Below are 23311 nucleotides of genomic sequence, written 5' to 3' on the forward strand. Positions count from 1 at the left end.
GGGTCGGGCCCATCAGTTCGGGCCTCCGACCCGGCTGTGCAGGGCGGCGACGACGGCCCGGGCCGAGGTGAACGCGCCGTGCTGCCACGCGATCGCGTTCGAGAGGTGGTCGCCCGCGAAGTAGATCTTGTCGACGGGCTGCAGGAGCAGCTTGTACTCCGGGCTCGTGGAGTCCCACGACGCCCACGCCGACTCCGAGAACCGGGTGCGCCGCCAGCTGCCGGAGAACGACGAGGTGACGTCCTTCCGGTACTTGTCGCCGTGGATCTCGGCGCCTTCCGCCAGCGCCTTGGCCAGCCGCTGGCGGTGGGTGAGCGACTCGAAGGCCTGGTGGCGCCGTCCGGTGTTGTAGTAGCCGACCACCACGCCCCGGTCGGAGTGGAAGTGGTCGTAGGGGAACATGATCTGCGCGATGTCCTTGTCGGTGTTGCTCGCGCCGCCGTAGATGCGCTCGTCGGTCTCCCACCAGCGCCTCGAGTACTCGATGCCGAGCTTCCCCGATGAGGTCACCTTGGCCGCCTTGAGCGCCGCCAGCACGTCGGCCGGGAGGTTGTTGCCGAGCCGCCCGATCAGGTGCGGCGGGATCGTGCAGACGACGTAGTCGGTGGTGACCGACTGCGCCCGCCCGCCCGCGGTGTACTCGACGGTGACGCCCTCGGGCACGTTGCGCATCGCCGTGACGACGGACCCGAACCTGACACGGTCGCCGAGCCGGTCGGAGAACGCGTGGTAGATGCGGTCCATCCCGCCTACCGGGGTGAACATCATCGTGGCCTGGTCGTACTCGAAGTCGAACGCGAAGTTGCGCCCGATGCCGCTGCGGATGACGTCCGACATGCTGTGCGGAGGGGCGAGCCGGGTGCCGTAGTCGGTGCCCGCCCCCGGTTCCGACGTGTAGCCGCGCCGGGTGGAGCCGACGTAGCGCCCGTCGCTGCCGAGGTCGCCGAGGTCGGTGAGGAACTCCGCCAGTGCGTGCTTGTCGTCGGCCGAGAGCACGTCGTCGAGCGCACCTCGCGAGGCCGCCTTCTGCAGCAGCTCCGCCACATAGCCGTAGGTGTCGGCCTTCGCCGCCCGGTAGGTCATCGACGTCTTCGACAGCGGGGTGTCGCTGGCGTAGTTCACCAGCGTGTTCGCGTTCTGGTTGCCGAACGGCTGGATCTCGACGCCGAGCTCCCTGCAGTAGTCGAGCGTCACGTGGCTCTGCGGGATCCGCGTCGCGCCCATGTTGAAGAAGTGGCCGTCGGAGAACGTGGAGCGCTGCGTCTCGCCGTTCAGGTCGGTCTCCTCGGTGCCCGCCCGGATCGACCACACCCGCCCGCCCGGGCGGGTCCGGGCCTCCAGGACCGTGACGTCGTAGCCGGCCTTGCCGAGCTCGTAGGCCGTACACAGGCCGGCGGGCCCGGCACCGAGGACGGTGACCGAGTGGTGTCCCGGCACCTGCCCGACGAGGTCACGGATCGTGGGCGACCGGAACGGCACCTCCGCGGCGGCCGGGGCCAGCCCGATCGCCGACATCGCGCCGTACATCACCCCCGCTCCCCCGGTGGCTCCCAGCCCCTTCATGAACGATCTCCGCGTTACCGGCAACTCGCGCTCCTGCTCCCCAGTCCGGACGACCAACGGACACCCATGCTCGGAGACGAAGAATTCGGGCAAAGGAAGCGCCGCGAACGATTCGGCGCTCACCGAGTGGGAGAGCGCGGCCCGGTTCCCACTCGCGGGACGGCGGTTCGACCCCGGCGGGCAACCTCACCGCAACATGGCGGTCCTAGCTTCCGGTTGATCACGAGCCGTGGCCAGGCGACCCCGGAGGCAACGATGTCGGCGCTCTCGGACGCCATCAGCCGGTCGTTCTCCGCCGGAGAGCCCGAGCGTCCGGCGGTCTCGCCGTTGCGTGCACTCGGGCGCCGCAGGCTCTCCGGCATCGAGGTGCTCGCCCAGTCGGTGGCCACCACCGCGCCCGCGGCGTCCATGGTGGTGCTGCCGATGACCGTGCTGCGGTACGCGACGCCCCTGACCGGGGTGCTGACGATCCTCGGCGCGACGATCCTGATCTTCCTGATCGCCGTGTGCGTCACCCGGTTCACCCGGCGGCAGGCCGCGGCCGGGGGGCTCTACAGCTTCGTGTTCCAGGGACTGGGCACGCGGGCCGCGCTCACCACCGGGGTCGCGATCCTCGCCAAGTACGTGGGAAGCGCGACGCTCACGCTCTACAGCGGCACCGCTGCGCTCTCCGCCGTGCTGGGCGAGCTCGGGATCGACGTCACGGGGCACGCGGCCACGGTCGCGGTGCACGCCGCCGTCGCCGCCGTGGCGCTGGCGGTGCTGGTGCGCGGCGCCCGGTTCGCCGCGCTCGCGCTCCTCGCCGTCGAGGCCGGGTCCCTGCTCTTCATCGTCGCCCTGACCCTGCTGCCGCCCGCGGGGCCTGCGCCGCCGGCGCCCACCGGGGCTCCGCACGGGTTGCTGTACGTCGCACTCGCCGCCGTCTTCGCGCTGGCCGGGTTCGAGAGCGCCACGTTCTTCGGCCCCGAGGCCAAGCGCCCGCTGGTCACCATCACCCGGACGGTCCTGCTGACGCCGTTGATCTGCGGCGGCCTGTTCGTGTTCGCGGCGTGGGCCGCCTGGACCGGCCGCGCCACCACCCTCGTCGAGGCCTACCTGCACGGCACGGCCTCGGGCGCGTCCGCCCCGCTCGTGATCGCCCTCAACCTCGGGCTGACCTGCTCGTGGCTCGCGTCGGCCACGGCGTCGTCACACGCGGCGTCCCGGCTCGTGTACTCGATGGGGGTGGAGCGGCTGCTGCCGCCGTTCCTCACCGCGGTGCACCGCCGGTTCCGCACCCCGTATGCGGCCCTGCTCTGCATCATGCTGCTCGTCACCGTGGCGAGCGCACTCAGCACGGCCGTCCCCGTGGCCGACACGCTGCGCACCGTCGTCAGGGCGATGGTCGTGGCGGCCTACGTCCTCGTGGCGGTGGCGTCGATCCGGTTCCTGCGCCGGATCCGCGAGCAGACGCCCGGCGCCGTCGGCTGGGCGCTGGTGGCGAGCCTCGCGGGAACCGCACTGCTCGCCTACCTGCTGGTCGCGCGCGTCGTCGACGCCGACGTCGGGGCCCCGGCCGTGATCGTCGCGCTGCTGTCGGCGGGCGCGGTCTGGCACCGTCACCTGCGCCGACGCCGCCCCGGGGACCTCACCAGGGTGGGCGCGTTCGACTGCGCGGAGTCCGCCGACGTCCTGCCCGGCGCCGGCGTGTTCGCCCCCGACGCCCACGGCAACCCGGTCCTCGTCGCCGGTCGGGCCCCGCCCCGGCGCCGGCCTCCACAGCGCGAGGCGCCACCTCACGACCCCGACGCGGCCTGATGGGCGCGGTCACGTCGCGGCCACACGAGCCCGGCGGCCATGAGACGCGGGCTGCGCAGAAGGCGTTGATGCTCCTGGAGGCCGTCGCCCAGCTCGGGTCGGGTGCCACGGCGAGGGACATCTCGAGCCTCAGCGGGATCCCCCCGGCCACGGCGTACCGGCTGCTGAACCTCCTCGTCGCCGACGGGTTCCTCGTGCGGGTCTCCGACCTGTCGGGGTTCGCGCTCGGGCGCCGGACCCGCGAGCTGGCAGGTGAGGTGGGCGCCCCCGCCGCCGAGGACTTCTCGACCGCCCACGCCGTGGTGGAACAGCTGCGGGCCCGCGTGCGGTTCGGCATCTTCGTCGCGTCCTACGCGGACGACCGCGTCCGGCTGGTGGACCGGGACCCCGACCACGAACTGGCGGGCGAGAGCGTCATCCGCACGCATCTGCACGCCTCGGCGATCGGCAAGCTGCTGCTGTCGCACCGGCCCGGGCTGGAGCCCCGCGGACCGCTGCGCCCGCTGACCGGGCGCACCATCGTGGAGCCGGACACCCTCGCCGCCGAGCTGAGCAGGATCCGGGAGTCCGGCATCGCCCACGAGGTGGACGAGATCCGGGTGGGCCGCTCGGCGCTGGCGGTGCCGCTGCGCGACAGCCGGATGACGGTGATCGGGTGCATCGCCGCGATCGGGCGGACCGGGCGCGTCAACAGCGACGACGAGGAGCTCGCCGGGCTCCTGCGCACCTACGCCGAGCGCATCGTCGCGGAGATCATGGCCTAGGCGGGTTGTTGACGCGGCTGATGGGTGGTTGGCCGGTGCTGCCGTCGCGGAGCGTTCGCAGTGGCGGATCACCGTGCCGGGTGGGGCGGTGGAGCCTGGCCGGCCGGGCGAGTGCGTGGCGGGTCGGACGGCATGCGTTGTGGAGGCCGCCAGCCCGACCGGTGGGCCGACGCGGGCCGGGCCGAGCTTGGAATGGTCGCTGCCGCGGACGGCCCTCGCCCGGCAGGCCACCGCCACGAGCGCAGAACGGCTGCTGACCTGCGACGGCCAACATCGATCGAACATGTGTTCGAGTATGATGAAGGGGTGTCGGACAGCCCGCTCACCACCGCGCATCGCCTCCTGGTCGAGGCGATCGACGCGCTGTCCGCGGCCACCGACGGCGCTACCGACGATGACCTGCTGTCCGTGCTCACGCTGTGCGGGGGCACGAGCAGGCGGTTGGACCGGCTCACTGTTGCCACCGTGGCCAGTTTGGAGCGGCGGGGCACGTTCGCCGAGCGCGGCTACACGTCGACCCCGGCGGCGTTGGGGGATCTGCTCGGCTGGGAGCGGTTCGAAGCCCGCCACCGGGTGGTCGCCGCCGAACAGGTATGCCCGCGGGTGAGCCTCGATGGCACCGCGTTGCCCGCGAAGCTGCCTGCCACCGCCGCGGTGTTCGCCGCCGGGCACACCGGGCTGCGGCACGTCGCGGTGATCGCCCGCGTGCTCGCCGGCCCGGCCGCGCAGCGGAGAAGGCGGCCGTCTACACCCCCTCCGAATTGCAAACCTGGGGTACCGCTCTGGTGGAGGCCCTTGACGAGGACGGGCCCGAGCCTGATGACCGGCCGCCCGCCCTGGTCAACGAACTGCACCTGGTGCGTCACCGTGGGAAGGCGGGCGGCGCGCTGAAGGGCCGGTTCGATGACGCGGCGATGTTCGATGCCATCGCCACCGTGATCGACGCCCACGCCCGGCCCGACGGTCTGCGCCGCGCGATCGCCGCCCGCGACCGGGGGTGCGCCGGGTGCGGGCGACCGCCGTCGTGGTGCGAGGTCCACCACGTCACAGCCCGGCAGGACGGTGGTGACACGGCCCTGCACAACTGCGTGATGCTCTGCCGGGCGTGCCACCGGCTCCAGCACCACTCCGAGTGGGAAGTCCGCATCCGCGACGGATTGCCCGAACTCATCCCACCCGCCTGGATCGACCCCCAACGAAGACCCCGCAGACGACCACTCCTGCACCTCGCCGCATAAAGGGGGGCGCACAGAGAGGCGCAGTCGGCAGAGCCTGTGATCACTGGGGGACACATGTGCCCGCGCTGCGATCCTGGCCGGTGACAGGCACTTGTAGCCGGTGGGCTCGCTAGCAGCCCGTCAGTGCAGACCGGCGGCGCGGGCGTGCACGGCGGAGACGGCGGCGCGGGCCGAGGTCAACGCCCCGTGCTGCCAGGACATCGCGTTCGAGAGGTGGTCGCCCGCGAAGTAGATCCGGTCCACGGGCTGCAGGAGCAGCTTGTACTCCGGGCTCCTGGAGCTCCACGACGCCCACGCCGACTCGGAGTACTGGATGCGCCGCCAGCTGCCCGAGAACGACGAGGCGATGTTCTTCGTGTAGCTGTCCCCGTGGATCTCCGACCCCTCCGCCAGCGCCTTGGCCAGCCGGTCGCGGTGGCGCAGCGGCTCGAAGATCTCCTGGCGCCTCCCGGTGTTGTAGTAGCCGACCACGACGCCCCGTGCGCCGTGGAAGTTGTCGTAGGGAAACATGATCTCCCTGATGTCTTTGTCGGTGTTGCTGATGCCGCCGTAGATCCGCTGTTCGGCCTCCCACCAGCGCGTCGAGTACTCGATGCCGAGCTTGCCCGACGCGACCGGCCTGGGCGCCCGCAACGCGGCGAGCACCGCGGGGGGAAGGTTGGTGCGCAGCCGTTCGACCAGGTGCGGCGGCAGGGTGCACACCACGAAGTCGCTGGTGATCGACCGGGCGACGCCTCCGGAGGTGTAGTCGACGGTGACCCCGTCGGGGACGTTGCGCATCGCCGTCACGACCGTGCCGAAGTTGACGCGGCTACCGAGCGTGCGCCCGAACGCGTAGTAGATGCGGTCCATCCCGCCGACGGCCGTGTACATCATCATCGCCTGGTCGTGCTCGAGGTCGAACCCGAAGTTGCGCCCGATCCCGCTGCGCACCACGTCGGAGAGGCTCGGCGGCGGCGGAAGCCGGGTGCCGTAGTCGGTGCCGGCGCCCGGTTCGGAGAGGTAGCCGCGCCGGCTGGAGCCGACGTAGCGCCCGTCGCTGCCGAGGTCGCCGAAGTCCTTGAGGAACTCGGCGAGCGCCACCTTGTCGTCGGCACTCAGCACGTCGTCGAGCGAGCCGCTCGAGGACGCCTTCTGCAGCAGCTCCGCGACGTACCCGAAGGTGTCGGCCCTGGCCGCCCGCTGGGTGATCGAGGTCTTGGTCAACGGGGTGTCGCTCGTGTAGTTGACCAGCGCGTTCGCGTTGTGGTTGGGGAACGCCTGGATCTCGACGCCGAGCTCGCGGCAATAGTCGAGCGTGACGTGGCCCTGCGGGATCCGGGTGGCACCCATGTTGAGGTGCTGGCCGCCGGCGAACGTGCAGCGCTGCGTCTCGCCGTCCAGGTCGGTCTCCCGCGTCCCGTCCCGGATCGACCACACCCGCCCGCCGGGTCGTAACCGTGCCTCCAGCACGGTCACGTCGTAACCCGCCTTGCGGAGCTCGTACGCCGTACAGAGACCGGCGGGCCCGGCACCGAGCACGGTGACCGAGTGGTGCCCGGGGGCCCGTCCGACGAGGTCACCGAGCGACGGCGCCCGGAACGGCTCCGCCGTCGCGGCCGGGGCCAGCCCGATCGCGGACATCGCCCCGTACATCATCCCCGCTCCCCCGGTGATCCCGAGGCCCTTCATGAACGATCTCCGTGTCAGCGCCACCCCGTACTCCTGACCCCCCCGGGTCCCACGACCGAACTCGGCCGGCGAAAAGCCGGGCCGACCCTCGTGTTCGGACAATAAGCGGGGGGTTCCGTTTCCGCCGTCCGGACGTACTCCAACCGGGCCGTGGTCGATATCACGGGCGGCGTTCCGGCGATCAAGAACCACCCGATCCGGTCACTGCACACGACACCTAGTGACAGCGATCACTTACTGCGCTCGGCCGCGGCCGTTAGAACGGACACATCCACCACGTCGGACAGGCGCTTTCCTCCGGGGCGGCGCCATCGAGGGGACGGCTATGTCCACCACCGAAGCGTCCAGCACGGAAGCCACGGAGGCCGACGCGCCGACCGTCCATATACTGTGGATCAACGCGGGACTGAGCTGCGACGGCGACTCCGTCGCCCTCACCGCGGCCACCCAGCCCAGCATCGAGGAGATCGCCCTCGGCGCCCTTCCGGGCCTGCCGAAGATCGCGGTGCACTGGCCGTTGATCGACTTCGACAACGGGCCCGTCGGTGGCAACAACGACTTCATCGAGTGGTTCTTCAAGGCCGAACGCGGCGAGCTCGACCCGTTCGTCCTGGTGGTCGAGGGCTCGATCCCCAACGAGAAGATCAAGCCCGAGGGTTACTGGTGCGGGTTCGGCAACAACCCGGAGACGGGCCAGCCGATGACCACCAGTGAATGGCTCGACCGGCTGGCACCCAAGGCCCTCGTCGTGCTCGCCGTGGGCACCTGCGCCACGTACGGCGGCATCCACGCGATGGCCGGGAACCCGACCGGCGCGATGGGCGTGCGCGACTACCTCGGCTGGAACTTCACCACCCCCGCCGGCATCCCGATCGTCAACGTGCCCGGCTGCCCGGTGCACCCGGACAACCTCTCCGAGACGATCCTGTACCTGCTCTACCAGGCCACCGGCGCGGCACCGATGATCCCGCTGGACGACGCGGGCCGTCCGACCTGGCTGTTCGGCCAGACGGTGCACGAGGGCTGCGACCGGGGCGGCTACTACGAGCAGGGCCAGTTCGCCACCGAGTACGGGTCGCCGAAGTGCCTGGTGAAGCTCGGCTGCTGGGGCCCCGTCGTCAAGTGCAACGTCCCCAAGCGGGGCTGGATCAACGGCGTGGGCGGCTGCCCGAACGTGGGCGGGATCTGTATCGGCTGCACCATGCCCGGCTTCCCGGACAAGTTCATGCCCTTCATGGACGCCCCTCCCGGCAGCCGGATCTCCGGCGCCGCAAGCGGCATGTACGGGGGAATCATCCGCCGGCTGCGCGGTATCACCGAGCGGAAGCTCGACAAGGAACCGAGCTGGCGCAAGAACGGGCGCGAGCTGACCACCGGCTTCACGAAGTCCTGGTAAGGGGAACGCGTCGATGACCACCACACAGGCAAAGCCGAGCAGCACGGGCACCGACAAGACCGGCCTCACCGAGATGGCTTGGGACCCGATCACCCGGATCGTCGGCAGCCTCGGGATCTACACCAAGATCGATTTCTCGCAGGAGCGCGTCGCGGAGTGCCACTCCACGTCGTCGGTGTTCCGCGGCTACTCGATCTTCATGAAGGGCAAGGACCCGCGCGACGCCCATTTCATCACCAGCCGTATCTGCGGCATCTGCGGCGACAACCACGCGACCTGCTCGGTCTACAACCAGAACATGGCCTACGGTGTCCGCCCGCCGCATCTCGGCGAATGGATCATCAACCTCGGCGAGGCCGCCGAGTACATGTTCGACCACAACATCTTCCAGGAGAACCTGGTCGGGGTGGACTACTGCGAGCGGATGATCGCGGAGACCAATCCCGGCGTGCTCGAGCTCGCCAACCGCACCGAGTCGCCGCACGGCGGCGACCACGGCTACAAGACCATCGGCGACATCATGCGGGCGCTCAACCCGTTCACCGGTGACTTCTACCGCGAGGCGCTGCAGGTCAGCCGGTACACCCGCGAGATGTTCTGCCTGATGGAGGGGCGCCACGTGCACCCCTCCACGCTGTACCCGGGCGGCGTCGGCACGGTGGCCACGATCCAGCTGTTCACCGACTACTACACCCGGCTCATGCGCTACGTGGAGTTCATGAAGCGCGTCGTGCCGATGCACGACGACCTGTTCGACTTCATGTACGAGGCGCTGCCCGGCTACGAGGAGGTCGGTCGCAGGCGCGTGCTGCTCGGCTGCTGGGGCGCGTTCAACGACCCCGACCACTGCGACTTCCAGTACCGGACGATGACCGGCTGGGGCCGGAAGATGTTCGTCACCCCCGGCATCGTGGTGGACGGCGAGCTGGTCACCAACGACCTCGTGGACATCAACCTCGGCATCCGGATCCTGCTGGGCAGCTCCTTCTACCGGGACTGGGAGGACCAGGAGACCTTCGCGACGCACGACCCGCTCGGCAACCCGGTCGACCGCAGGCACCCGTGGAACCAGCACACGATCCCGGCGCCGCAGAAGCGCGACTTCGACGACAAGTACAGCTGGACGATGTCGCCGCGCTGGTACGACGGCACGGACCACCTCGCGCTCGACACCGGCGGTGGCCCGCTGGCCCGGCTGTGGGCCACGGCGCTCGGCGGGCTGGTGAACATCGACGAGATCAAGGCCACCGGGCACAGCGTGCAGATCAACCTGCCGCGCACCGTGCTCAAGCCCGAGGTCAGCTTCGAGTGGAAGATCCCGCACGACAAGCAGGGCCGGCCGCTGTCCAACGCCATCGAGCGCAACCGGGCCCGCACCTACTTCCAGGCCTACGCGGCCGGGTGCGCGCTGCACTTCATCGAGAAGGCGCTCGCCGAGGTCCGCGGCGGCAACACGAAGACCTGGCAGAAGTTCGTGGTCCCGGACGAGGCCATCAGCGTCGGTTTCACCGAGGCGGTCCGCGGCGTGCTGTCGCACCACATGGTGATCCGGGGCGGCAAGATCGCGAACTACCACCCGTACCCGCCGACGCCGTGGAACGGCAGCGTGCGCGACTCGTTCGGCACGCCGGGCCCGTACGAGGACGCGGTGCAGAACACCCCGATCTTCGAGGAGAGCCGCAACGAGGACTTCAAGGGCATCGACATCATGCGCGCGGTCCGCAGCTTCGACCCGTGCCTGCCGTGCGGCGTGCACATGTACAAGGGCGACGGGAAACCGCTGCACCGCATGACGTCGCCGTCGATGCTCAACACGATCTGAGCGGCAGCGGTGGCATCGACCGACCTCGACCCGCAAGGACTCGCCGGACGCATCGAGGAGCTCCTGGAGGGCATCACGACCGACGGCGGTCCCGCGGTGGGGCATGCCGCGGAAGAGCTGGTGCGGGTGCTGATGAAGTTCTACGGCGCCGGCCTGGAACAGATGGTCTCCATCGCCGCGGCCGGTGCCGGGGACACCATCGTGCACCGCATGGCGGCGGATCCGCTGGTCGCCGGCTTGCTCGCCCTCCACGACCTGCATCCCGTGCCGGTCGAGCAGCGGCTGGGGCACGCCCTGGACACGTCCCGGCGCAAGCTCGGTTCGCACGGCACGGGCCTCCGCCTCGCCGGCATCGACGACGAGGGCCGGGTGCACGTCCAGATCGCGGGTGGCGGCTGCGGGACGGACACCATCAAGGACGTGGTGGCCGCGTCGATCAGCGAGCTGGCCCCTGAGGTGGCGGGCGTGGTGTTCGACGCCGCACCCGCGGGCCCGGCGCTGCTGCAGATCGGCGTACGCCCCCCGTCGCAGGAGAAGGTGGGCTGAGTGGCGTCACTGTCCTCCCTGCGCCGGTTCCTGGCCGATCCTCCTGACCAGGCACCGGCGCAGGAGGTCTGCGAGCTGTGCGCGACGCCGGTACCCGCCCGGCACCCGCACCTGGTGCAGGTCGCCGAGCGCCGGATGATCTGCGCGTGCGGCCCGTGCGGCTTCCTGTTCGACAACCCCGGCGCTGGGGGTGGCGGCTACCGCCGCGTCCCTGACCGGTACCTGTCCGACCCGGACTTCCGGCTCTCCGACGCGCAGTGGGACGCGCTGCAGATCCCCGTCGGCATGGCCTTCTTCCTGCGCAACTCCGCCCAGCAGAAGCTGATCGCCTGCTACCCGAGCCCGGCCGGGGCCACGGAGAGCGAGCTGGGTCTCGAGGCGTGGACGGCCGGGGTCGGCGGCGGGCGGCTGGCCGCCGAGCTGGAGCCCGACGTCGAGGCCCTGCTGGTCCGCCGGGACAAGGCGGGGTCCGGCGGTGCCCAGGGTCGGGCGGCCGAGTGCCTGCTCGTCCCCATCGACGCCTGCTACCGGCTCGTCGGGCTGGTGCGCCTGCACTGGCGCGGGTTCGACGGCGGCGCGGAGGCGTGGCGGGAGATCGACGGGTTCTTCGAGGCCCTGCGCGCCGAGGCCCGGCCGCTCGCACCCGCGGCCCCGCCCGAACCGGAGGCCTGACGTGCTGCAGTTCGCCTGTACCGGAGCCCGGCCCGAGCCCTACGCGGCCGGCCCGTCGCTCCTGTTCGACCTGCGCATCAGCGAGGACAGCGGCAGGCGCGTGCACTCGGTGGCGCTCAAGACCCAGATCCGGATCGAGCCGCGCGGGCGGACCTACACCGCCGAGGAGTCCGCGAAGCTCGTCGACCTGTTCGGTGAGCCGTCGCGGTGGGGGGAGACGCTCAACGCCCTGCAGTTCGCCCAGATCGGCTCCACCGTCACGGGCTTCACGGGCGAGACCACGGTGCCGATCGCGGTGCCGCTGACCTACGACCTCGACATCGCCGCCACGAAGTACTTCCACGGTCTCACCCAGGGCGAGATCCCCCTGCTGATGCTCTTCTCCGGCACCGTGTACTACGCGACGCCCGCCGGCGTCCAGATCGGGCTCGTGTCCTGGCACGAGGAGGCGGCGTTCCGGCTCCCGGTGGCCACCTGGCGCGCCGCGATGGACGAGCACTACCCGGGAGCGGCGTGGGTGCGGGTCAGCACGAGGACCCTCGACGCCCTCTCGGCCTACCGCTCGGAGCGGGTGATCCCGAACTGGGACGACACCTTCGAGCGGCTGCTCAAGGAGGCCGGGCCGTGAGCACGCGTGACTCCGCCGACCCCGTGCTCGACCAGGTGGCCGCCGTCGCCGACGCGGTGCTGTTCGAGGGCTACCTGCTCTACCCCTACCGGGCCTCGGCGCAGAAGAACCGGCTGCGCTGGCAGTTCGGCGTGCTCACCCCGGCGAGCGACGACACCGAGCCCACCCGCAACCGCATGGAGTGCCTGCTCGAACCGGTTCCCGGCGGCGGGGGCGAGCTGCACATCCGGCTGCGCTGCCTGCAGCTGCAGGCCCGGTCCCCGCGCACCCCGGACGGCACGCCCGTCGAGGAGCTGGTGGTCGACGGGCAGCGCCACCTGAGGTTCGAGGAGGGCGTGCCCCGCTACGTCGACGCCGAGCTGAGCCTCGACCGCCTCCTGCGCGACGAGGTGACCGTGTGGGTCCTGCTGCCGGGGTCGCGAGACGTCGAGGAGCTCCGCGACGCGAGTGGCGCCGTGGCCGGCCGGCTCGTGCGCGAGTGCTGGCCGGTGGCCGCGCGGCTCGTGGTCTCGGCCACCGACCTGCCGGGGCCCTACCTGGTGCACCGGCTGCGGCTCGACATCGTCAACGACAGCTCGTGCGCGCCCGGCGCTCCCCGCGAGGAGGTGCTGCGCACGTCGCTCATCGCGGCGCACACGCTGATCGCGGCCCGTCCCGGCACGTTCCTCTCGCTCACCGACCCGCCGCGGTGGGCCGAGCCCGCGACGAAGGAGTGCGTCAACGAGCACACCTGGCCGGTGCTCGCCGGCCCGGAGGACCGCACCGACCTCCTGCTGTCCTCGCCGATCATCCTCGCCGACCACCCCCAGCTCGCCCCGGAGAGCACGATCAACCTCTTCGACGGGCTGGAGAACGACGAGATCCTCACCCTGCGGACCCTCGTGCTCACCGACGAGGAGAAGGCCGAGGCCCGCGCCACCGACCCGCGCGCCGCGGGGATCATCGACGCGGTCGACGCCATGCCGCCGGAGATCCTCGAACGGCTGCACGGGGCGATCCGCTCGATGCGACCGGCGGGAGCGACGTCGGTCGACATCCCGGTCTTCGACACGAGCAGCGCGGCCTTCGGCTCCGACAGCCCTGCGGCCCAGCCGCCGGAGCAGCTGCCCTGGTGGGACCCGGGGCAGGACGCGGCCGTCGACCCCGACACCGACGCGGTGATGGTGGGCGACATCCCGGTGGCCAAGGGCAGCCAGGTCGTGCTGCGCCCCGGCCGCAGGGGTGACATCCAGGACCGCTTCCTCGAGGGGATGCGCGCCACCGTGCACGCCGTCGTCCACGACGTCGACGGCGGGGTGCACGTCGCGGTGTCGGTGGACGGCGACCCGGCCGCGGAGATGCAGCTCGCCCACGGCCGTTTCCGCTACTTCCATCCCGACGAGCTCGAGGCGCTGTCGTGACCGGCCCGGGGTCGGCCGGTCGGGTGCTCGTCGCCGGGGTCGGCAACGTCTTCCTCTCCGACGACGGCTTCGGCGTGGCGGTGATCGACCAGCTGCAACGGGAGGGCACGCTGCCGGCGGGCGTCGAGCTCGTCGACACCGGAATCCGGGGCATGCATCTCGCCTACCAGCTCCTCGACGGCTACCGCGCGCTGGTGATCGTCGACGCGATCCAGCGCGGCAGCGCGCCCGGCACCCTCCACACGCTGGAACACGACCTCGACGCCCCCCGCTCCCGCACGACCGAGGCCGCACTCGACGGCCACGGCATGGATCCCGACGCCGTGCTGGCGCTGCTCGACGGGCTGGCCGGGTCGCTGGGCCTCGCGCGGCCGGTCGAGCGCGTGTTCGTGGTCGGCTGCGAGCCCGCCGTGCTCGCCGAAGGCATCGGCCTCAGCCCGCCGGTGGCCGCCGCGGTGGAACCCGCCGCGCTGGCCGTCACGGCGCTGGTCACCGTTCTCATGATCGACGAAGGAGCTCCGAGATGATCCGCAAGATGCTGCTGTTCGTGCTGGTGGCCGGGATGGCCACGGCCACGGTGCTGACCCTGCAGTCCCGTGCCGAGATCGCCCGGTACCGCGACCTGCGCCGGATGTAGGAGGAGATCCCCATGTGCCTGGGCATTCCCGGCGAAGTGATCGAGCTGATGACCGAGCACGAGGACCTGGCGATGGTCAGCGTCGAGGGCGTCAAGCGCGCGGTGAACATCGGGCTGCTGCACGACGAGGACCTGAAACCGGGCGACTGGATCCTCATCCACGTCGGCTTCGCACTCTCGAAGATCGACGAGGCCGAGGCTAAGGCGTCACTGGACTTCCTCACCGGGCTCGGCGACGCCTACACCGACGAGCTCGAAGCGCTCGCCGCCAGCGACATCACCTAGCGAGTACCGACTCTCGGCCAGAGGTAAGGGGACGGCGATGAAGTTCGTCGACGAGTTCCGCGATGCGGGCATGGCCCGCACGCTGGCGACGCAGATCGCCGCGCTGTGCGAGCCCGGCAGGCACTACAAGTTCATGGAGGTGTGCGGCGGCCACACCCACACCATCTACAAACACGGACTCGAGGACTACCTGCCGGAGACCGTCTCGCTGGTGCACGGCCCGGGCTGCCCGGTCTGCGTGATCCCGATGGGCCGCGTCGACGACGCCATCGCCATCGCCGAGCACGACGACGTCATCCTCACGACGTTCGGCGACATGCTGCGGGTGCCCGGCGGCCGCGGCTCGTTCTTCGACTCGAAGGCGGCGGGCGCCGACATCCGGATGGTCTACTCGCCGCTCGACGCGTTGAAGATCGCGCGGAAGAACCCGGACAAGCGCGTGGTCTTCATGGCCATCGGGTTCGAGACCACGGCGCCGTCCACGGCCATGACCGTGCTGCGCGCGGCCGCCGAGGGTCTCGACAACTTCTCGATCTTCTGCAACCACGTCACGATCATTCCGGCGATCAAGGCGATCCTCGACTCCCCCGACCTGCGCCTGGACGGCTTCCTCGGCCCGGGGCACGTCTCCACGGTGATCGGGTGCCGGCCCTACGAGTGGATCGCGCGCGACGCCCACAAGCCGCTGGTCTGCGCGGGCTTCGAACCGCTCGACATCCTGCAGTCGGTGTACCAGCTGCTGGTGCAGCTGAAGGAGGGCCGCTGCGAGATCGAGAACCAGTACGCGCGGGTGGTGCCGTGGGACGGCAACCCCAAGGCGTTGCAGGTGATCGGTGAGGTGATGGAGCTGCGGCGGCACTTCGAGTGGCGCGGGCTGGGCTTCATCTCCCACTCGGCGCTGCAGGTGCGGGAGCGCTACGCCCGGTTCGACGCCGAGCGCATCTTCTCCGTGCCCGGCGTCCGGGTCGCCGACCCGAAGGCCTGCCAGTGCGGCGAGGTGCTCAAGGGCGTGCTCAAGCCGTGGGAGTGCAAGGTCTTCGGCACCGCGTGCACGCCGGAGACCCCGATCGGCACGTGCATGGTGTCGTCGGAGGGCGCGTGCGCCGCGTACTACAACTTCGGCCGCTTCAGCCGGGACCGCGTGAAGGAGGCGACCCGGACATGACCCAGGATCTCGGCTCGACCATCCCGACGCGGGCGAACTGGGCGGAGGAGGCGGTCACCACGGCCGCCGCCCAAGAAGCACAGAACCCCCATGCCGGCGCCGAGCACCTCACCCGGGAGGAGCAGGTGCTGGCCCGGATCGCGAAGGCCCGCTCCCGCAAGGCGAAGATCAAGGAGGAGCGGGTCACGCTCTCCCACGGGGCAGGCGGGAAGGCCACGCAGACGCTCATCGAGGCGGTGTTCCTCGACGCCTTCCGCAACCCGGTGCTGGAGCAGTTGGAGGACGGCGCCCAGCTCGCCATGGCCTGGGCGGACGGCGGCACCGGACGGCTCGCGTTCACCACCGACTCCTACGTGGTGTCCCCGCTGTTCTTCCCCGGTGGCGACATCGGTGACCTCGCGGTCAACGGCACCGTCAACGACCTGGCGATGTGCGGGGCGCGGCCGCTGTACCTGTCCTGCGGGTTCATCCTGGAGGAGGGCTTCCCGGTCGCCGACCTGCAGCGCATCGTGGCCTCCATGGCCGCCGCGGCCGCGGCGGCCGGGGTGCAGATCGTCACCGGCGACACGAAGGTGGTCGAGCGCGGCAAGGCCGACGGCTGCTACATCACCACCGCGGGCGTCGGCGTGCTGGAACGCCCGGTCGTGCTGTCGGCCGCGGCGGCGAAGCCCGGCGACGTCGTGCTCGTCTCGGGCCCGATCGGGGACCACGGCATCACCGTGATGCTGGCGCGCGGCGAGCTCGACATCTCCGCCGACATCGTCTCCGACACCGCCCCGCTGCACGAGATCACCGCGGGGCTGCTCGACGCCGCGGGCGAGGGCGTGCGGCTGCTCCGGGACGCGACCCGCGGTGGCGTCGCCACGATCTGCAACGAGGTGGCGGTGGCCTCGCAGGTGGCCGTCGTGCTCGACGAGGCCGCGCTGCCGGTGCGGCCGGTCGTCAACGGCGCGTCCGAGCTGCTCGGGATCGACCCGCTCTACGTCGCCTGCGAGGGCAGGCTCGTCGCCGTCGTCGCGCCGGAGCAGGCCGATGCGGCGCTCGCCGCGCTGCACGCGCACCCGCTCGGCGACGGCGCCGCCGCGATCGGGACGATCAAGGACGACCCGCCGGGGCTGGTGCTGCTGCGTACGGCGTTCGGCGGCACGCGGATCGTCGACCTCCTGGTGGGCGACCCCCTGCCCCGGATCTGTTAGCGCGCTGACGTGCACGAACTGTCGATCACCCAGACCGTCGTCAGCACCGTGACCCAGCGGATGCAGGACGCCCGCGTCTGCCGCATCCGGCTGGAGGTCGGCAGGCTGTCCGGTCTCGTGCCGGACGCCGTGCGGTTCTGCTTCGAGATGGTGGCGGCCGGCACCACGTGCGAGGGCGCCGTGCTGGAGATCGACGAGCCGCCGGGACGGGCGGTGTGCCGCACCTGCGGCGCGGCGTTCGAGACCGGCGAGGTGCTGCCGCTGTGCGACTGCGGCAGCGCGGACATCGAGGTCCACGGCGGGCGCGAGCTGCGGATCCGAGAGGTGGAGGTGGTGTGAGGTGTGCGCGACATGCGGCTGCTCCGACGACGCCGGCGTGCGGGTGACGGACCCGGTGGCGGCCGGCCACGACCACCCGCACGACCACGGCGACGGGCACGGCCACGGGCACCGCGAGCCGGACTCGCGGACCGTCGCCCTCGAGGTCGACCTGCTGGCCAAGAACGACGACCTGGCCGGGGACAACCGCCGGTGGCTCGCGGAGCGGGAGGTCGTCGCGCTGAACCTCATGAGCTCACCGGGCTCGGGCAAGACCACGCTGTTGACCCGCACGATCACCGACCTCGGCGACGAACTGCCCTGCGCGGTCCTCGAGGGCGACCAGGAGACCCTGCTCGACGCCGAGCGCATCGGCGCCACCGGAGCGCGCGTCATCCAGATCAACACCGGTGCGGGCTGTCACCTCGACGCCGACATGGTCGCAGCGGGACTGCGTGCGCTGGCTCCCGCGCGGGGCTCCCTGCTGTTCGTCGAGAACGTCGGCAACCTGGTCTGCCCCGCGCTGTTCGACCTCGGCGAGGCGGGCCGGGTCGTGATCATGTCGGTGACCGAGGGAGCCGACAAGCCGCTCAAGTACCCCCACATGTTCCGCACGGCCGACCTGATGCTGGTGAACAAGGTCGACCTGCTCCCCTACGTCGACTTCGACGTGGAGTACTGCGTCACGGCCGCCCGCCGGGCCAACCCCGCGGTGGAGGTGCTGGAGATCTCCGCCACCCGGGGAGACGGCCTGGAGTCCTGGTACGACTGGCTGCGCCGGCGTGCGGGGGCGCTCACGGCGTGAAATGTGCACCAGAGCTGCGGAACCCCGCATCGGCAGCGCTGGTGTTCATCTCACGCCCGCCGCTCAACCCTGGGCGAACACGTTCAGGGGGTCGGTGTGCTTGGGCTCCCAGCCCAGCTCACGCTTCGCCTTGGCCGGGGTGAGCTGCTGGTCGAGAGCGAACGCGTCCGCGATCGGCCCCATCTCGGCCCGAGCCTGCTCGAGCGTGATGGACGTGGTCTTCCCGTCCAGGCCCACGGCCTGCGCACACGCCTCGGCGACCTGCCTCGCGGTCGGGTTCACCCCGCCCACCCCCAGGTAGACCGAACCCGCCGGCGCCGACAGGGCGGCCACGTAGAGCGGGGCGAGGTCGTCGATGTGCACCAGTGCCCAGTGGTTGGCGCCGTCGCCGATGTAGGGGATGGCGCCGTTCTTCCGGCCGGGCTGGACGAAGAAGTCGTCGATCAGGCGGTTGTCGCCGCCGTAGAGCAGCCCCGGTTGCACGATGACGGGGCGCCCGCCACCGGCCGCCCGCGCCAGCACGGCGTCCTCCACGGGCTTGCGCCAGGCCACCGCGCCCGGCGGGTTCCACGGCGCGGTCTCGTCCTGGACCCCGTCGGTGTCGCCGTAGACCCAGCTCCCGCCGGTGTGCACGTAGGTGCCGCCGCCCACACCGTCCAGCATCGCCGTGGCCGCAGCGAGGTCCTCCTCCCCCGAGGTCGCCTGGGCGAGGTGGATCACCCCTTCGGAGCGGGCGGCGGCGTCCCCGAGGACGTCCAGGTCGGTCAGTGCGCCGCGGACCGCGGTCGCGCCGGCCGCCACGACGGCCTGTTCGGCGCGCTCGCTGCGGGCGAGTGCCTCCACCGTGTGGCCCTGGTTGATCAGTTCGGCGATCGTGGCCCGGCCGATGTAGCCGGAACCTCCGGTCAGAAAGACCCTCATGACAACTCCCTCTTCTTGCATCACGTGCACCCAACGTGCTCCGTGACCCCGGTCCCCGTCCAAGACCTGTTCCGCGGTCTGCGATGCCCGCTCGGCATCGCCGCCCGCCGTCACGACGGTCAGTAGCGGGTGGCGGAGGCGCGCAGCAGCGGGGACACCGGCGAGGAATGACCGTCCACGGTGGCGCCGGCGTACTGCAGTGTCGGTGCCAGTTCCCTGTTGTTCCGGGCGGGGAAGTTCAGCGTGGGAGCCGACACGTCATCCAGCGCGGCGCGCTGGGCATCGCTGAGCGTCACGTCCACGGCGCCGAGGTTGGTCTCGAACTGGTCCATCCGGCGGGCACCGATCACGATCGAGGTGACGCCGGGTCGCCCCTTCAGCCAGGCCAGGGCGACCTGGGCCGACGGCACGCCCATCTCGTGGGCGATGGCGTTGAGGGCGTCGATCACGACCAGGTCGGCCGCGCTCGGCATCCGCCCGCGGGTGGTGTCGACCGAGGTGGTGGTGGCGCTGGAGTACTTGCCCGACAGGAACCCGCCCTTCAGCGGCGACCACGGCATCACCCCCATGCCCATCGCCCGGGACATCGGGATCAGCTCCCCTTCCGAGGTCCGCTCGAGCAGGGAGTACTCCAGCTGCAGCGCGATGATCGGCGTCCATCCGCGAAACCGTGCGAGCGTGGCCGCCTCGGCGGTGGCCCACGCCGGCACGTCGGAGAAGCCGACGTAGCGGATCTTGCCCGCGCTGACCTGGTCGTCCAGCGCGCGCAGCGTCTCCTCGACCGGCGTGACCGGGTCGAAGTTGTGCAGCCAGTAGATGTCGACGTAGTCGGTCTGCAGGCGCCGCAGCGAGTTCTCCAGCTGTTGCACGATCGCCTTACGGCTGGGTCCGCCGCCGTTCGGATCCTTTTCGTGCAGATTGCCGAAGAACTTCGTGCCGAGCACAACGCGGTCACGCAGCGACGGCCGGTCGGCGAAGTAGTCGCCGATGATCTTCTCGGAGTGGCCGTTGGTGTAGAGGTTGGCGGTGTCGATCGAGTTCCCGCCGCGGTCCAGATAGGCCGCGAGGATGTTCGTGGACTCCTCTGAGCTGCTTCCCCAGCCCCAATCCTCACCGAAGGTCATGGTGCCCAGGGTGAACGGGCTGACCCGCAGGCCCGACCGGCCGAGGGTGACATAGGAATCGAGGGACATCGTGGACCTCCAGGCCGATATGACGACGAGACGCCGGTGAAGCGGTCTCCCGGTACAACTCCAGTGAAGTCGGCGGCGGCGTGATCACCTAGACCGATGCGGGCGATCCGTTGCACGATCCGCTCAACTTTGCCCGGATCGTGGTGGCGGACCTGCGCCCGCGTGGTTCACTCGGACGATGAGCCCGCTCGACGAGCTCGGTCGCCGGATCACGCGGCTCGCCGGGCGCAACCCACGCCCGTCATGGATCGAGGGCGTGATGGTGTTCGCCGCCGAGCACGTGACCGAGCCGATGAGCTCGGTCACCGAACCGATGCTCGCCCTGGTCGTGCAGGGAGCGAAGCGCTCGATCCTCGGTGACCATGTCTTCGAGCACCACCCCGGCCAGGCCGGAGTGGTGACCGTTCACCTTCCGCTGATCTCGCAGATCATCCGGGCCAGCCCTGACGAGCCGTTCCTCGCGCTCGGGCTGCGGCTCGAACCCGCGACCATCGCGCAGCTGCTGGTCGACGCCGGTCCCACCACGACCCGCCCGCACGACGGCCCCGGCATGGCCGTCGACGACGCGGACGACAACCTGCTCGACGCCATCGTCCGGCTGATGCGGCTGCTGGACGAGCCACGCAACCTCCGGGTGCTGGCGGCCGGGGTGCGGCGCGAGATCCACTGGTGGCTGCTGAACGGCCCGCAAGCGGGCTTGATCAGACAGGCCGGGATGGCTGACAGCCGCCTGGCCCTCGTCGCCCGCGCGATCGGATGGATCAGGTCCCGGTACGACCGCGTGATCCGCATCGACGACCTCGCCGCGGAGGTCGGCATCAGCGTCTCGTCCCTCAACCGCCATTTCCGCGCCGTGACCGCGATGAGCCCGCTGCAGTACCAGAAACAGATCCGGCTGCAGAAGGCCCGCATCCAGCTCATCGCGGCACCACACGACGTGGCCGCGATCGGATACGCCGTCGGGTACGACAACCCCTCGCAGTTCAGCCGCGAGTACCGGCGGATGTTCGGGGCGCCCCCGGGCCAGGACGTGGCACGCCTGCAGAACATGGCCGTCGTCCAGGAGTAGCCACTGCGCGGAGTCTCCGTGGTGGTGCATGCAGGGCATCACAGGAGCCCGATCAGGTCTTGGACGCGACCCGCAGGGCGCGGGCACAGTCGGAGCAATGAAACCCGGGATCAACCGCGACGCGGTGCTGTGGTCGGAGTCCGAGCACAGGCGCAGTGAGCGACCCGTGCTGGTGATGCTGCACGGCTGGAGCTACGACGAGACCCACCTGTACCGGCGGCTCGCGTCCCGGCTACCGGACGAGCTCGTGGTCGCCTCGGTCAGGGCGCGCATCCCCGAAGCGGGTGGGTACGCCTGGTTCCCCAGCGCAGGAAACCCGATCGGCGATCCTGCGCCCCACGTGGCGAACGCCGCGACCGACGACGTTCTGGACTGGGTGCGCACTCTCGACGCGCCGTCGATCGGCCTGCTCGGGTTCTCCCAGGGTGGCGCCATGGTGCACCAGCTGATGCGGCACGCCCCGGAACGCTTCGCCTACGGCGTCAACCTCGCGGGGTTCGTCGTGCGCGATCACCAACCCGGCGACACCACCCTGGCCACCCTGCGCCCCCCTGTCTACTGGGGCCGCGGCGGGCACGACCGGGTCATCCCGGACGACGCCATCGAGCGCACCGAACGATGGCTCGAGGAGCACGCCACCGCCGACACCCACGTCTACCCCGGCTTGGGACACGACGTCGCCGGACGAGAGATCGACGACGTGGCGGCGTTCGTCGCCGACCAGATCTACTCCGCCTCCAGGTCAGGAGACTCCCATGCGTCATGACATCGAGTTCGACGCCGAAGGCGCGCTGCTGCGCGGATGGTTCTACGAGGCCGAGGGGGCGACCGGTCCCGCGCCCTGCGTGGTCATGGCCCATGGCTGGACGTCGACGAAGCGCATGTACCTCGACCGGTTCGCGGAGGTGTTCGCTGCTTCCGGCCTGTCCGTGCTGGTTTTCGACAACCGCGGCTGGGGTGACTCCGATGCGGCACCGGGGAAGCCACGGCACGAGGTCGACCCGTGGGAACAGGTTCGGGACTACCAGCACGCCATCACCTGCGCACAGAACCGGTCCGAGGTCGATCCGGACCGGATCGGCGTGTGGGGCACGAGCTTCTCGGCCGCGCACGCCTTCGTGGTCGCCGCCGTGGACCGCCGGGTCAAGGCGGTGAGCGGGCAGGCACCGTTCATCAGCGGCCGGGCGACCTACGCGAACCTCGCCCGGGTCGACAACCACGTCGTCGGCCCGGAGGTGTTCACCGCCGACCGGCGGGCCCGCGCCATGGGCGAGCCGGCGGCCACCGTGCCGGTCATCGGCAACGATCCCGGCGAGCTGGTCGGGCTACCGACGCAGGACTCCTACGAGTGGTTCACCCACGCACGGGCGGAGCTCGACCCCAGCTGGCCGAACGAGGTGACGCTGCGCAGCCTGGACAACTTCTACGGCTACGAGCCGGCGCGGTACCTGCCGGACATCACCCCGACACCGCTGCTGATGATCGTCGGCCGCGAGGACGGGCTGACCGGGGGGAACCTGGCCGCCTCGGCCTACCGGACGGCGGCCGAGCCGAAGAAGATCGTGTTCTTGCCCGGCGGACATTTCGTCGCATACACGGGTGCCGGTTTCCTCGTGGCGTCCCAGGCGGCCCGCGACTGGTTCCTGGAGCATCTCTCGCCGTGACCGGCGCGAGGTGACCCGCGCCACCCGGTCAGCAGGGCTTCACCGACGAGACCGCGTTGTCGAGGTTCACCGGGAACTGCTGGATCTGGGTGTGCGGGGGGAACTCGATCCGCTGCCCCTTGAAGTTCGCGTCGGTGAACAGGCACATCTTGGTGTTCGAGTTGTTCACGGCCGAGGAGATCTTGTCGTTGAGGTTCAGCGGGGTGAGATCGGGAATCGTCGAGTTGGACAGATCGGCGAACCCACCGTCGAAGCCGGAGGCGTCGAAGACGTCGAACTCGCCGGGAACGCCCGACGCCACCACCGCAGCGGAGCCGGGCTGGGCGGCGGCGCTGGTGAACACGGCCGCCGTCGGCTCCGCGGCGGACGCCGTACCGGTACCGACGAGGGTCAGCGCGGCGACCGCTGCGGCCCCGGCGATCGCGGCGACCAGGACCCGGCGAACCGAGTTTCGGGACATTACGGGCCTCCTGTCATGAGCCGCCGCATCCTGCACCGGCCGACATATCCAGACACGGCCGAACGCGGGCATCTGTTCACACCGGCCGCATGGCATACCTC

Annotated in this window: 24 protein-coding genes; 19 read left to right on the forward strand and 5 right to left on the reverse strand. The window is 70.8% G+C overall.

Features of this window, described 5'->3' with window-relative positions; genetic code table 11:
- Positions 1-12 precede the first annotated feature (12 nt).
- Positions 13-1563: a flavin monoamine oxidase family protein gene (locus HF577_RS14535; protein ID WP_169396375.1), complete on the reverse strand. Its 1551-nt coding sequence runs from the start codon at positions 1561-1563 to the stop codon at positions 13-15.
- Between the two features lie 255 nt (positions 1564-1818).
- On the opposite strand from HF577_RS14535, the gene HF577_RS14540 reads away from it, so the two are divergent.
- The 4 genes from HF577_RS14540 (at position 1819) to HF577_RS37485 (ending at position 5362) form a co-directional block, all read left to right on the forward strand.
- Positions 1819-3360: an APC family permease gene (locus HF577_RS14540; protein WP_169396376.1), complete on the forward strand. Its 1542-nt coding sequence runs from the start codon at positions 1819-1821 to the stop codon at positions 3358-3360.
- Positions 3360-4124, forward strand: coding sequence for an IclR family transcriptional regulator (locus tag HF577_RS14545; RefSeq protein WP_169396377.1), 765 nt, complete (start codon positions 3360-3362; stop codon positions 4122-4124). The genes HF577_RS14540 and HF577_RS14545 overlap by 1 nt, the downstream gene beginning before the upstream one ends.
- 306 nt (positions 4125-4430) lie before the next feature.
- Complete coding sequence (locus HF577_RS37480; RefSeq protein ID WP_211174282.1) at positions 4431-5015, forward strand: DUF222 domain-containing protein; 585 nt, start codon at positions 4431-4433, stop codon at positions 5013-5015.
- Between the two features lie 23 nt (positions 5016-5038).
- Positions 5039-5362: an HNH endonuclease gene (locus tag HF577_RS37485; protein WP_211174283.1), complete on the forward strand. Its 324-nt coding sequence runs from the start codon at positions 5039-5041 to the stop codon at positions 5360-5362.
- Between the two features lie 120 nt (positions 5363-5482).
- On the opposite strand, the gene HF577_RS14555 is transcribed toward HF577_RS37485, so the two are convergent.
- Positions 5483-7033, reverse strand: coding sequence for a flavin monoamine oxidase family protein (locus HF577_RS14555; RefSeq protein ID WP_169396379.1), 1551 nt, complete (start codon positions 7031-7033; stop codon positions 5483-5485).
- 325 nt (positions 7034-7358) lie between these two features.
- Here HF577_RS14555 and HF577_RS14560 point away from each other — a divergent pair, with 325 nt between their 5' ends.
- From HF577_RS14560 to hypB, 12 genes are all read left to right on the forward strand, one after another.
- Positions 7359-8429 (forward strand): NADH-quinone oxidoreductase subunit B family protein, encoded by a 1071-nt coding sequence (locus tag HF577_RS14560; RefSeq protein WP_169396380.1) that lies wholly within the window; start codon positions 7359-7361, stop codon positions 8427-8429.
- A 13-nt stretch (positions 8430-8442) separates the two neighbouring features.
- Entirely contained in the window at positions 8443-10251 is a 1809-nt protein-coding gene (locus tag HF577_RS14565) for a nickel-dependent hydrogenase large subunit (RefSeq protein ID WP_169396381.1), read from the forward strand.
- A 9-nt stretch (positions 10252-10260) separates the two neighbouring features.
- The gene (locus HF577_RS39725; RefSeq protein WP_169396382.1) at positions 10261-10797 is read left to right on the forward strand and encodes a NifU family protein; all 537 of its coding nucleotides are present in this window, start codon (positions 10261-10263) and stop codon (positions 10795-10797) included.
- On the forward strand, positions 10798-11469 hold the full coding sequence (locus HF577_RS14575; protein ID WP_169396383.1) for a DUF5947 family protein: 672 nt from the start codon (positions 10798-10800) through the stop codon (positions 11467-11469).
- Between the two features lies 1 nt (position 11470).
- Entirely contained in the window at positions 11471-12097 is a 627-nt protein-coding gene (locus HF577_RS14580; protein WP_169396384.1) for a DUF6084 family protein, read from the forward strand.
- On the forward strand, positions 12094-13497 hold the full coding sequence (locus tag HF577_RS14585) for a hypothetical protein (protein WP_169396385.1): 1404 nt from the start codon (positions 12094-12096) through the stop codon (positions 13495-13497). Before HF577_RS14580 ends, HF577_RS14585 begins: the two co-directional genes overlap by 4 nt.
- Entirely contained in the window at positions 13494-14024 is a 531-nt protein-coding gene (locus tag HF577_RS14590) for a hydrogenase maturation protease (protein ID WP_169396386.1), read from the forward strand. Before HF577_RS14585 ends, HF577_RS14590 begins: the two co-directional genes overlap by 4 nt.
- A gap of 122 nt (positions 14025-14146) precedes the next feature.
- Positions 14147-14419: a HypC/HybG/HupF family hydrogenase formation chaperone gene (locus tag HF577_RS14595; protein ID WP_169396387.1), complete on the forward strand. Its 273-nt coding sequence runs from the start codon at positions 14147-14149 to the stop codon at positions 14417-14419.
- Between the two features lie 37 nt (positions 14420-14456).
- Positions 14457-15584 (forward strand): hydrogenase formation protein HypD, encoded by a 1128-nt coding sequence (gene hypD / locus HF577_RS14600; protein ID WP_169396388.1) that lies wholly within the window; start codon positions 14457-14459, stop codon positions 15582-15584.
- Positions 15581-16780: a hydrogenase expression/formation protein HypE gene (hypE, locus tag HF577_RS14605; RefSeq protein WP_169396389.1), complete on the forward strand. Its 1200-nt coding sequence runs from the start codon at positions 15581-15583 to the stop codon at positions 16778-16780. The genes hypD and hypE overlap by 4 nt, the downstream gene beginning before the upstream one ends.
- A gap of 9 nt (positions 16781-16789) precedes the next feature.
- Entirely contained in the window at positions 16790-17119 is a 330-nt protein-coding gene (locus tag HF577_RS14610; RefSeq protein WP_169396390.1) for a hydrogenase maturation nickel metallochaperone HypA/HybF, read from the forward strand.
- Between the two features lies 1 nt (position 17120).
- A complete protein-coding gene (gene hypB, locus HF577_RS14615; protein ID WP_169396391.1) occupies positions 17121-17903 on the forward strand; it encodes a hydrogenase nickel incorporation protein HypB in 783 nt (260 codons plus the stop codon).
- 63 nt (positions 17904-17966) lie between these two features.
- Here hypB and HF577_RS14620 read toward each other — a convergent pair whose 3' ends face one another.
- Complete coding sequence (locus tag HF577_RS14620; RefSeq protein WP_169396392.1) at positions 17967-18824, reverse strand: NAD-dependent epimerase/dehydratase family protein; 858 nt, start codon at positions 18822-18824, stop codon at positions 17967-17969.
- 119 nt (positions 18825-18943) lie between these two features.
- A complete protein-coding gene (locus tag HF577_RS14625; protein ID WP_169396393.1) occupies positions 18944-20017 on the reverse strand; it encodes an aldo/keto reductase in 1074 nt (357 codons plus the stop codon).
- 178 nt (positions 20018-20195) lie between these two features.
- On the opposite strand from HF577_RS14625, the gene HF577_RS14630 reads away from it, so the two are divergent.
- From HF577_RS14630 to HF577_RS14640, 3 genes are all read left to right on the forward strand, one after another.
- Positions 20196-21086: an AraC family transcriptional regulator gene (locus tag HF577_RS14630; protein WP_211174284.1), complete on the forward strand. Its 891-nt coding sequence runs from the start codon at positions 20196-20198 to the stop codon at positions 21084-21086.
- 97 nt (positions 21087-21183) lie between these two features.
- The gene (locus HF577_RS14635; protein WP_169396394.1) at positions 21184-21852 is read left to right on the forward strand and encodes an alpha/beta hydrolase; all 669 of its coding nucleotides are present in this window, start codon (positions 21184-21186) and stop codon (positions 21850-21852) included.
- Complete coding sequence (locus HF577_RS14640; RefSeq protein ID WP_169396395.1) at positions 21842-22750, forward strand: alpha/beta hydrolase; 909 nt, start codon at positions 21842-21844, stop codon at positions 22748-22750. Before HF577_RS14635 ends, HF577_RS14640 begins: the two co-directional genes overlap by 11 nt.
- Before the next feature lie 28 nt (positions 22751-22778).
- Here HF577_RS14640 and HF577_RS14645 read toward each other — a convergent pair whose 3' ends face one another.
- Complete coding sequence (locus HF577_RS14645; RefSeq protein WP_169396396.1) at positions 22779-23210, reverse strand: peptidase inhibitor family I36 protein; 432 nt, start codon at positions 23208-23210, stop codon at positions 22779-22781.
- Positions 23211-23311: the final 101 nt, after the last annotated feature.

Source organism: Pseudonocardia xinjiangensis, from assembly GCF_012911925.1.
Lineage (GTDB): Bacteria > Actinomycetota > Actinomycetes > Mycobacteriales > Pseudonocardiaceae > Pseudonocardia > Pseudonocardia xinjiangensis.

Excerpts from the sequence above, each read along its gene's own strand:
- hypE (WP_169396389.1), top strand. The coding sequence starts at position 15,581 with ATGACCCAGGATCTCGGCTCGACCATCCCGACGCGGGCGAACTGGGCG.
- HF577_RS14630 (WP_211174284.1), top strand. The coding sequence starts at position 20,196 with ATGAGCCCGCTCGACGAGCTCGGTCGCCGGATCACGCGGCTCGCCGGG.
- HF577_RS14595 (WP_169396387.1), top strand. The coding sequence starts at position 14,147 with ATGTGCCTGGGCATTCCCGGCGAAGTGATCGAGCTGATGACCGAGCAC.
- HF577_RS14545 (WP_169396377.1), top strand. The coding sequence starts at position 3,360 with ATGGGCGCGGTCACGTCGCGGCCACACGAGCCCGGCGGCCATGAGACG.
- HF577_RS14560 (WP_169396380.1), top strand. The coding sequence starts at position 7,359 with ATGTCCACCACCGAAGCGTCCAGCACGGAAGCCACGGAGGCCGACGCG.
- HF577_RS14540 (WP_169396376.1), top strand. The coding sequence starts at position 1,819 with ATGTCGGCGCTCTCGGACGCCATCAGCCGGTCGTTCTCCGCCGGAGAG.
- hypD (WP_169396388.1), top strand. The coding sequence starts at position 14,457 with ATGAAGTTCGTCGACGAGTTCCGCGATGCGGGCATGGCCCGCACGCTG.
- HF577_RS37485 (WP_211174283.1), top strand. The coding sequence starts at position 5,039 with ATGTTCGATGCCATCGCCACCGTGATCGACGCCCACGCCCGGCCCGAC.
- HF577_RS14535 (WP_169396375.1), bottom strand. The coding sequence starts at position 1,563 with ATGAAGGGGCTGGGAGCCACCGGGGGAGCGGGGGTGATGTACGGCGCG.
- HF577_RS14620 (WP_169396392.1), bottom strand. The coding sequence starts at position 18,824 with ATGAGGGTCTTTCTGACCGGAGGTTCCGGCTACATCGGCCGGGCCACG.
- HF577_RS14565 (WP_169396381.1), top strand. The coding sequence starts at position 8,443 with ATGACCACCACACAGGCAAAGCCGAGCAGCACGGGCACCGACAAGACC.
- HF577_RS14645 (WP_169396396.1), bottom strand. The coding sequence starts at position 23,210 with ATGTCCCGAAACTCGGTTCGCCGGGTCCTGGTCGCCGCGATCGCCGGG.
- HF577_RS14625 (WP_169396393.1), bottom strand. The coding sequence starts at position 20,017 with ATGTCCCTCGATTCCTATGTCACCCTCGGCCGGTCGGGCCTGCGGGTC.
- HF577_RS14555 (WP_169396379.1), bottom strand. The coding sequence starts at position 7,033 with ATGAAGGGCCTCGGGATCACCGGGGGAGCGGGGATGATGTACGGGGCG.
- HF577_RS14640 (WP_169396395.1), top strand. The coding sequence starts at position 21,842 with ATGCGTCATGACATCGAGTTCGACGCCGAAGGCGCGCTGCTGCGCGGA.
- HF577_RS14635 (WP_169396394.1), top strand. The coding sequence starts at position 21,184 with ATGAAACCCGGGATCAACCGCGACGCGGTGCTGTGGTCGGAGTCCGAG.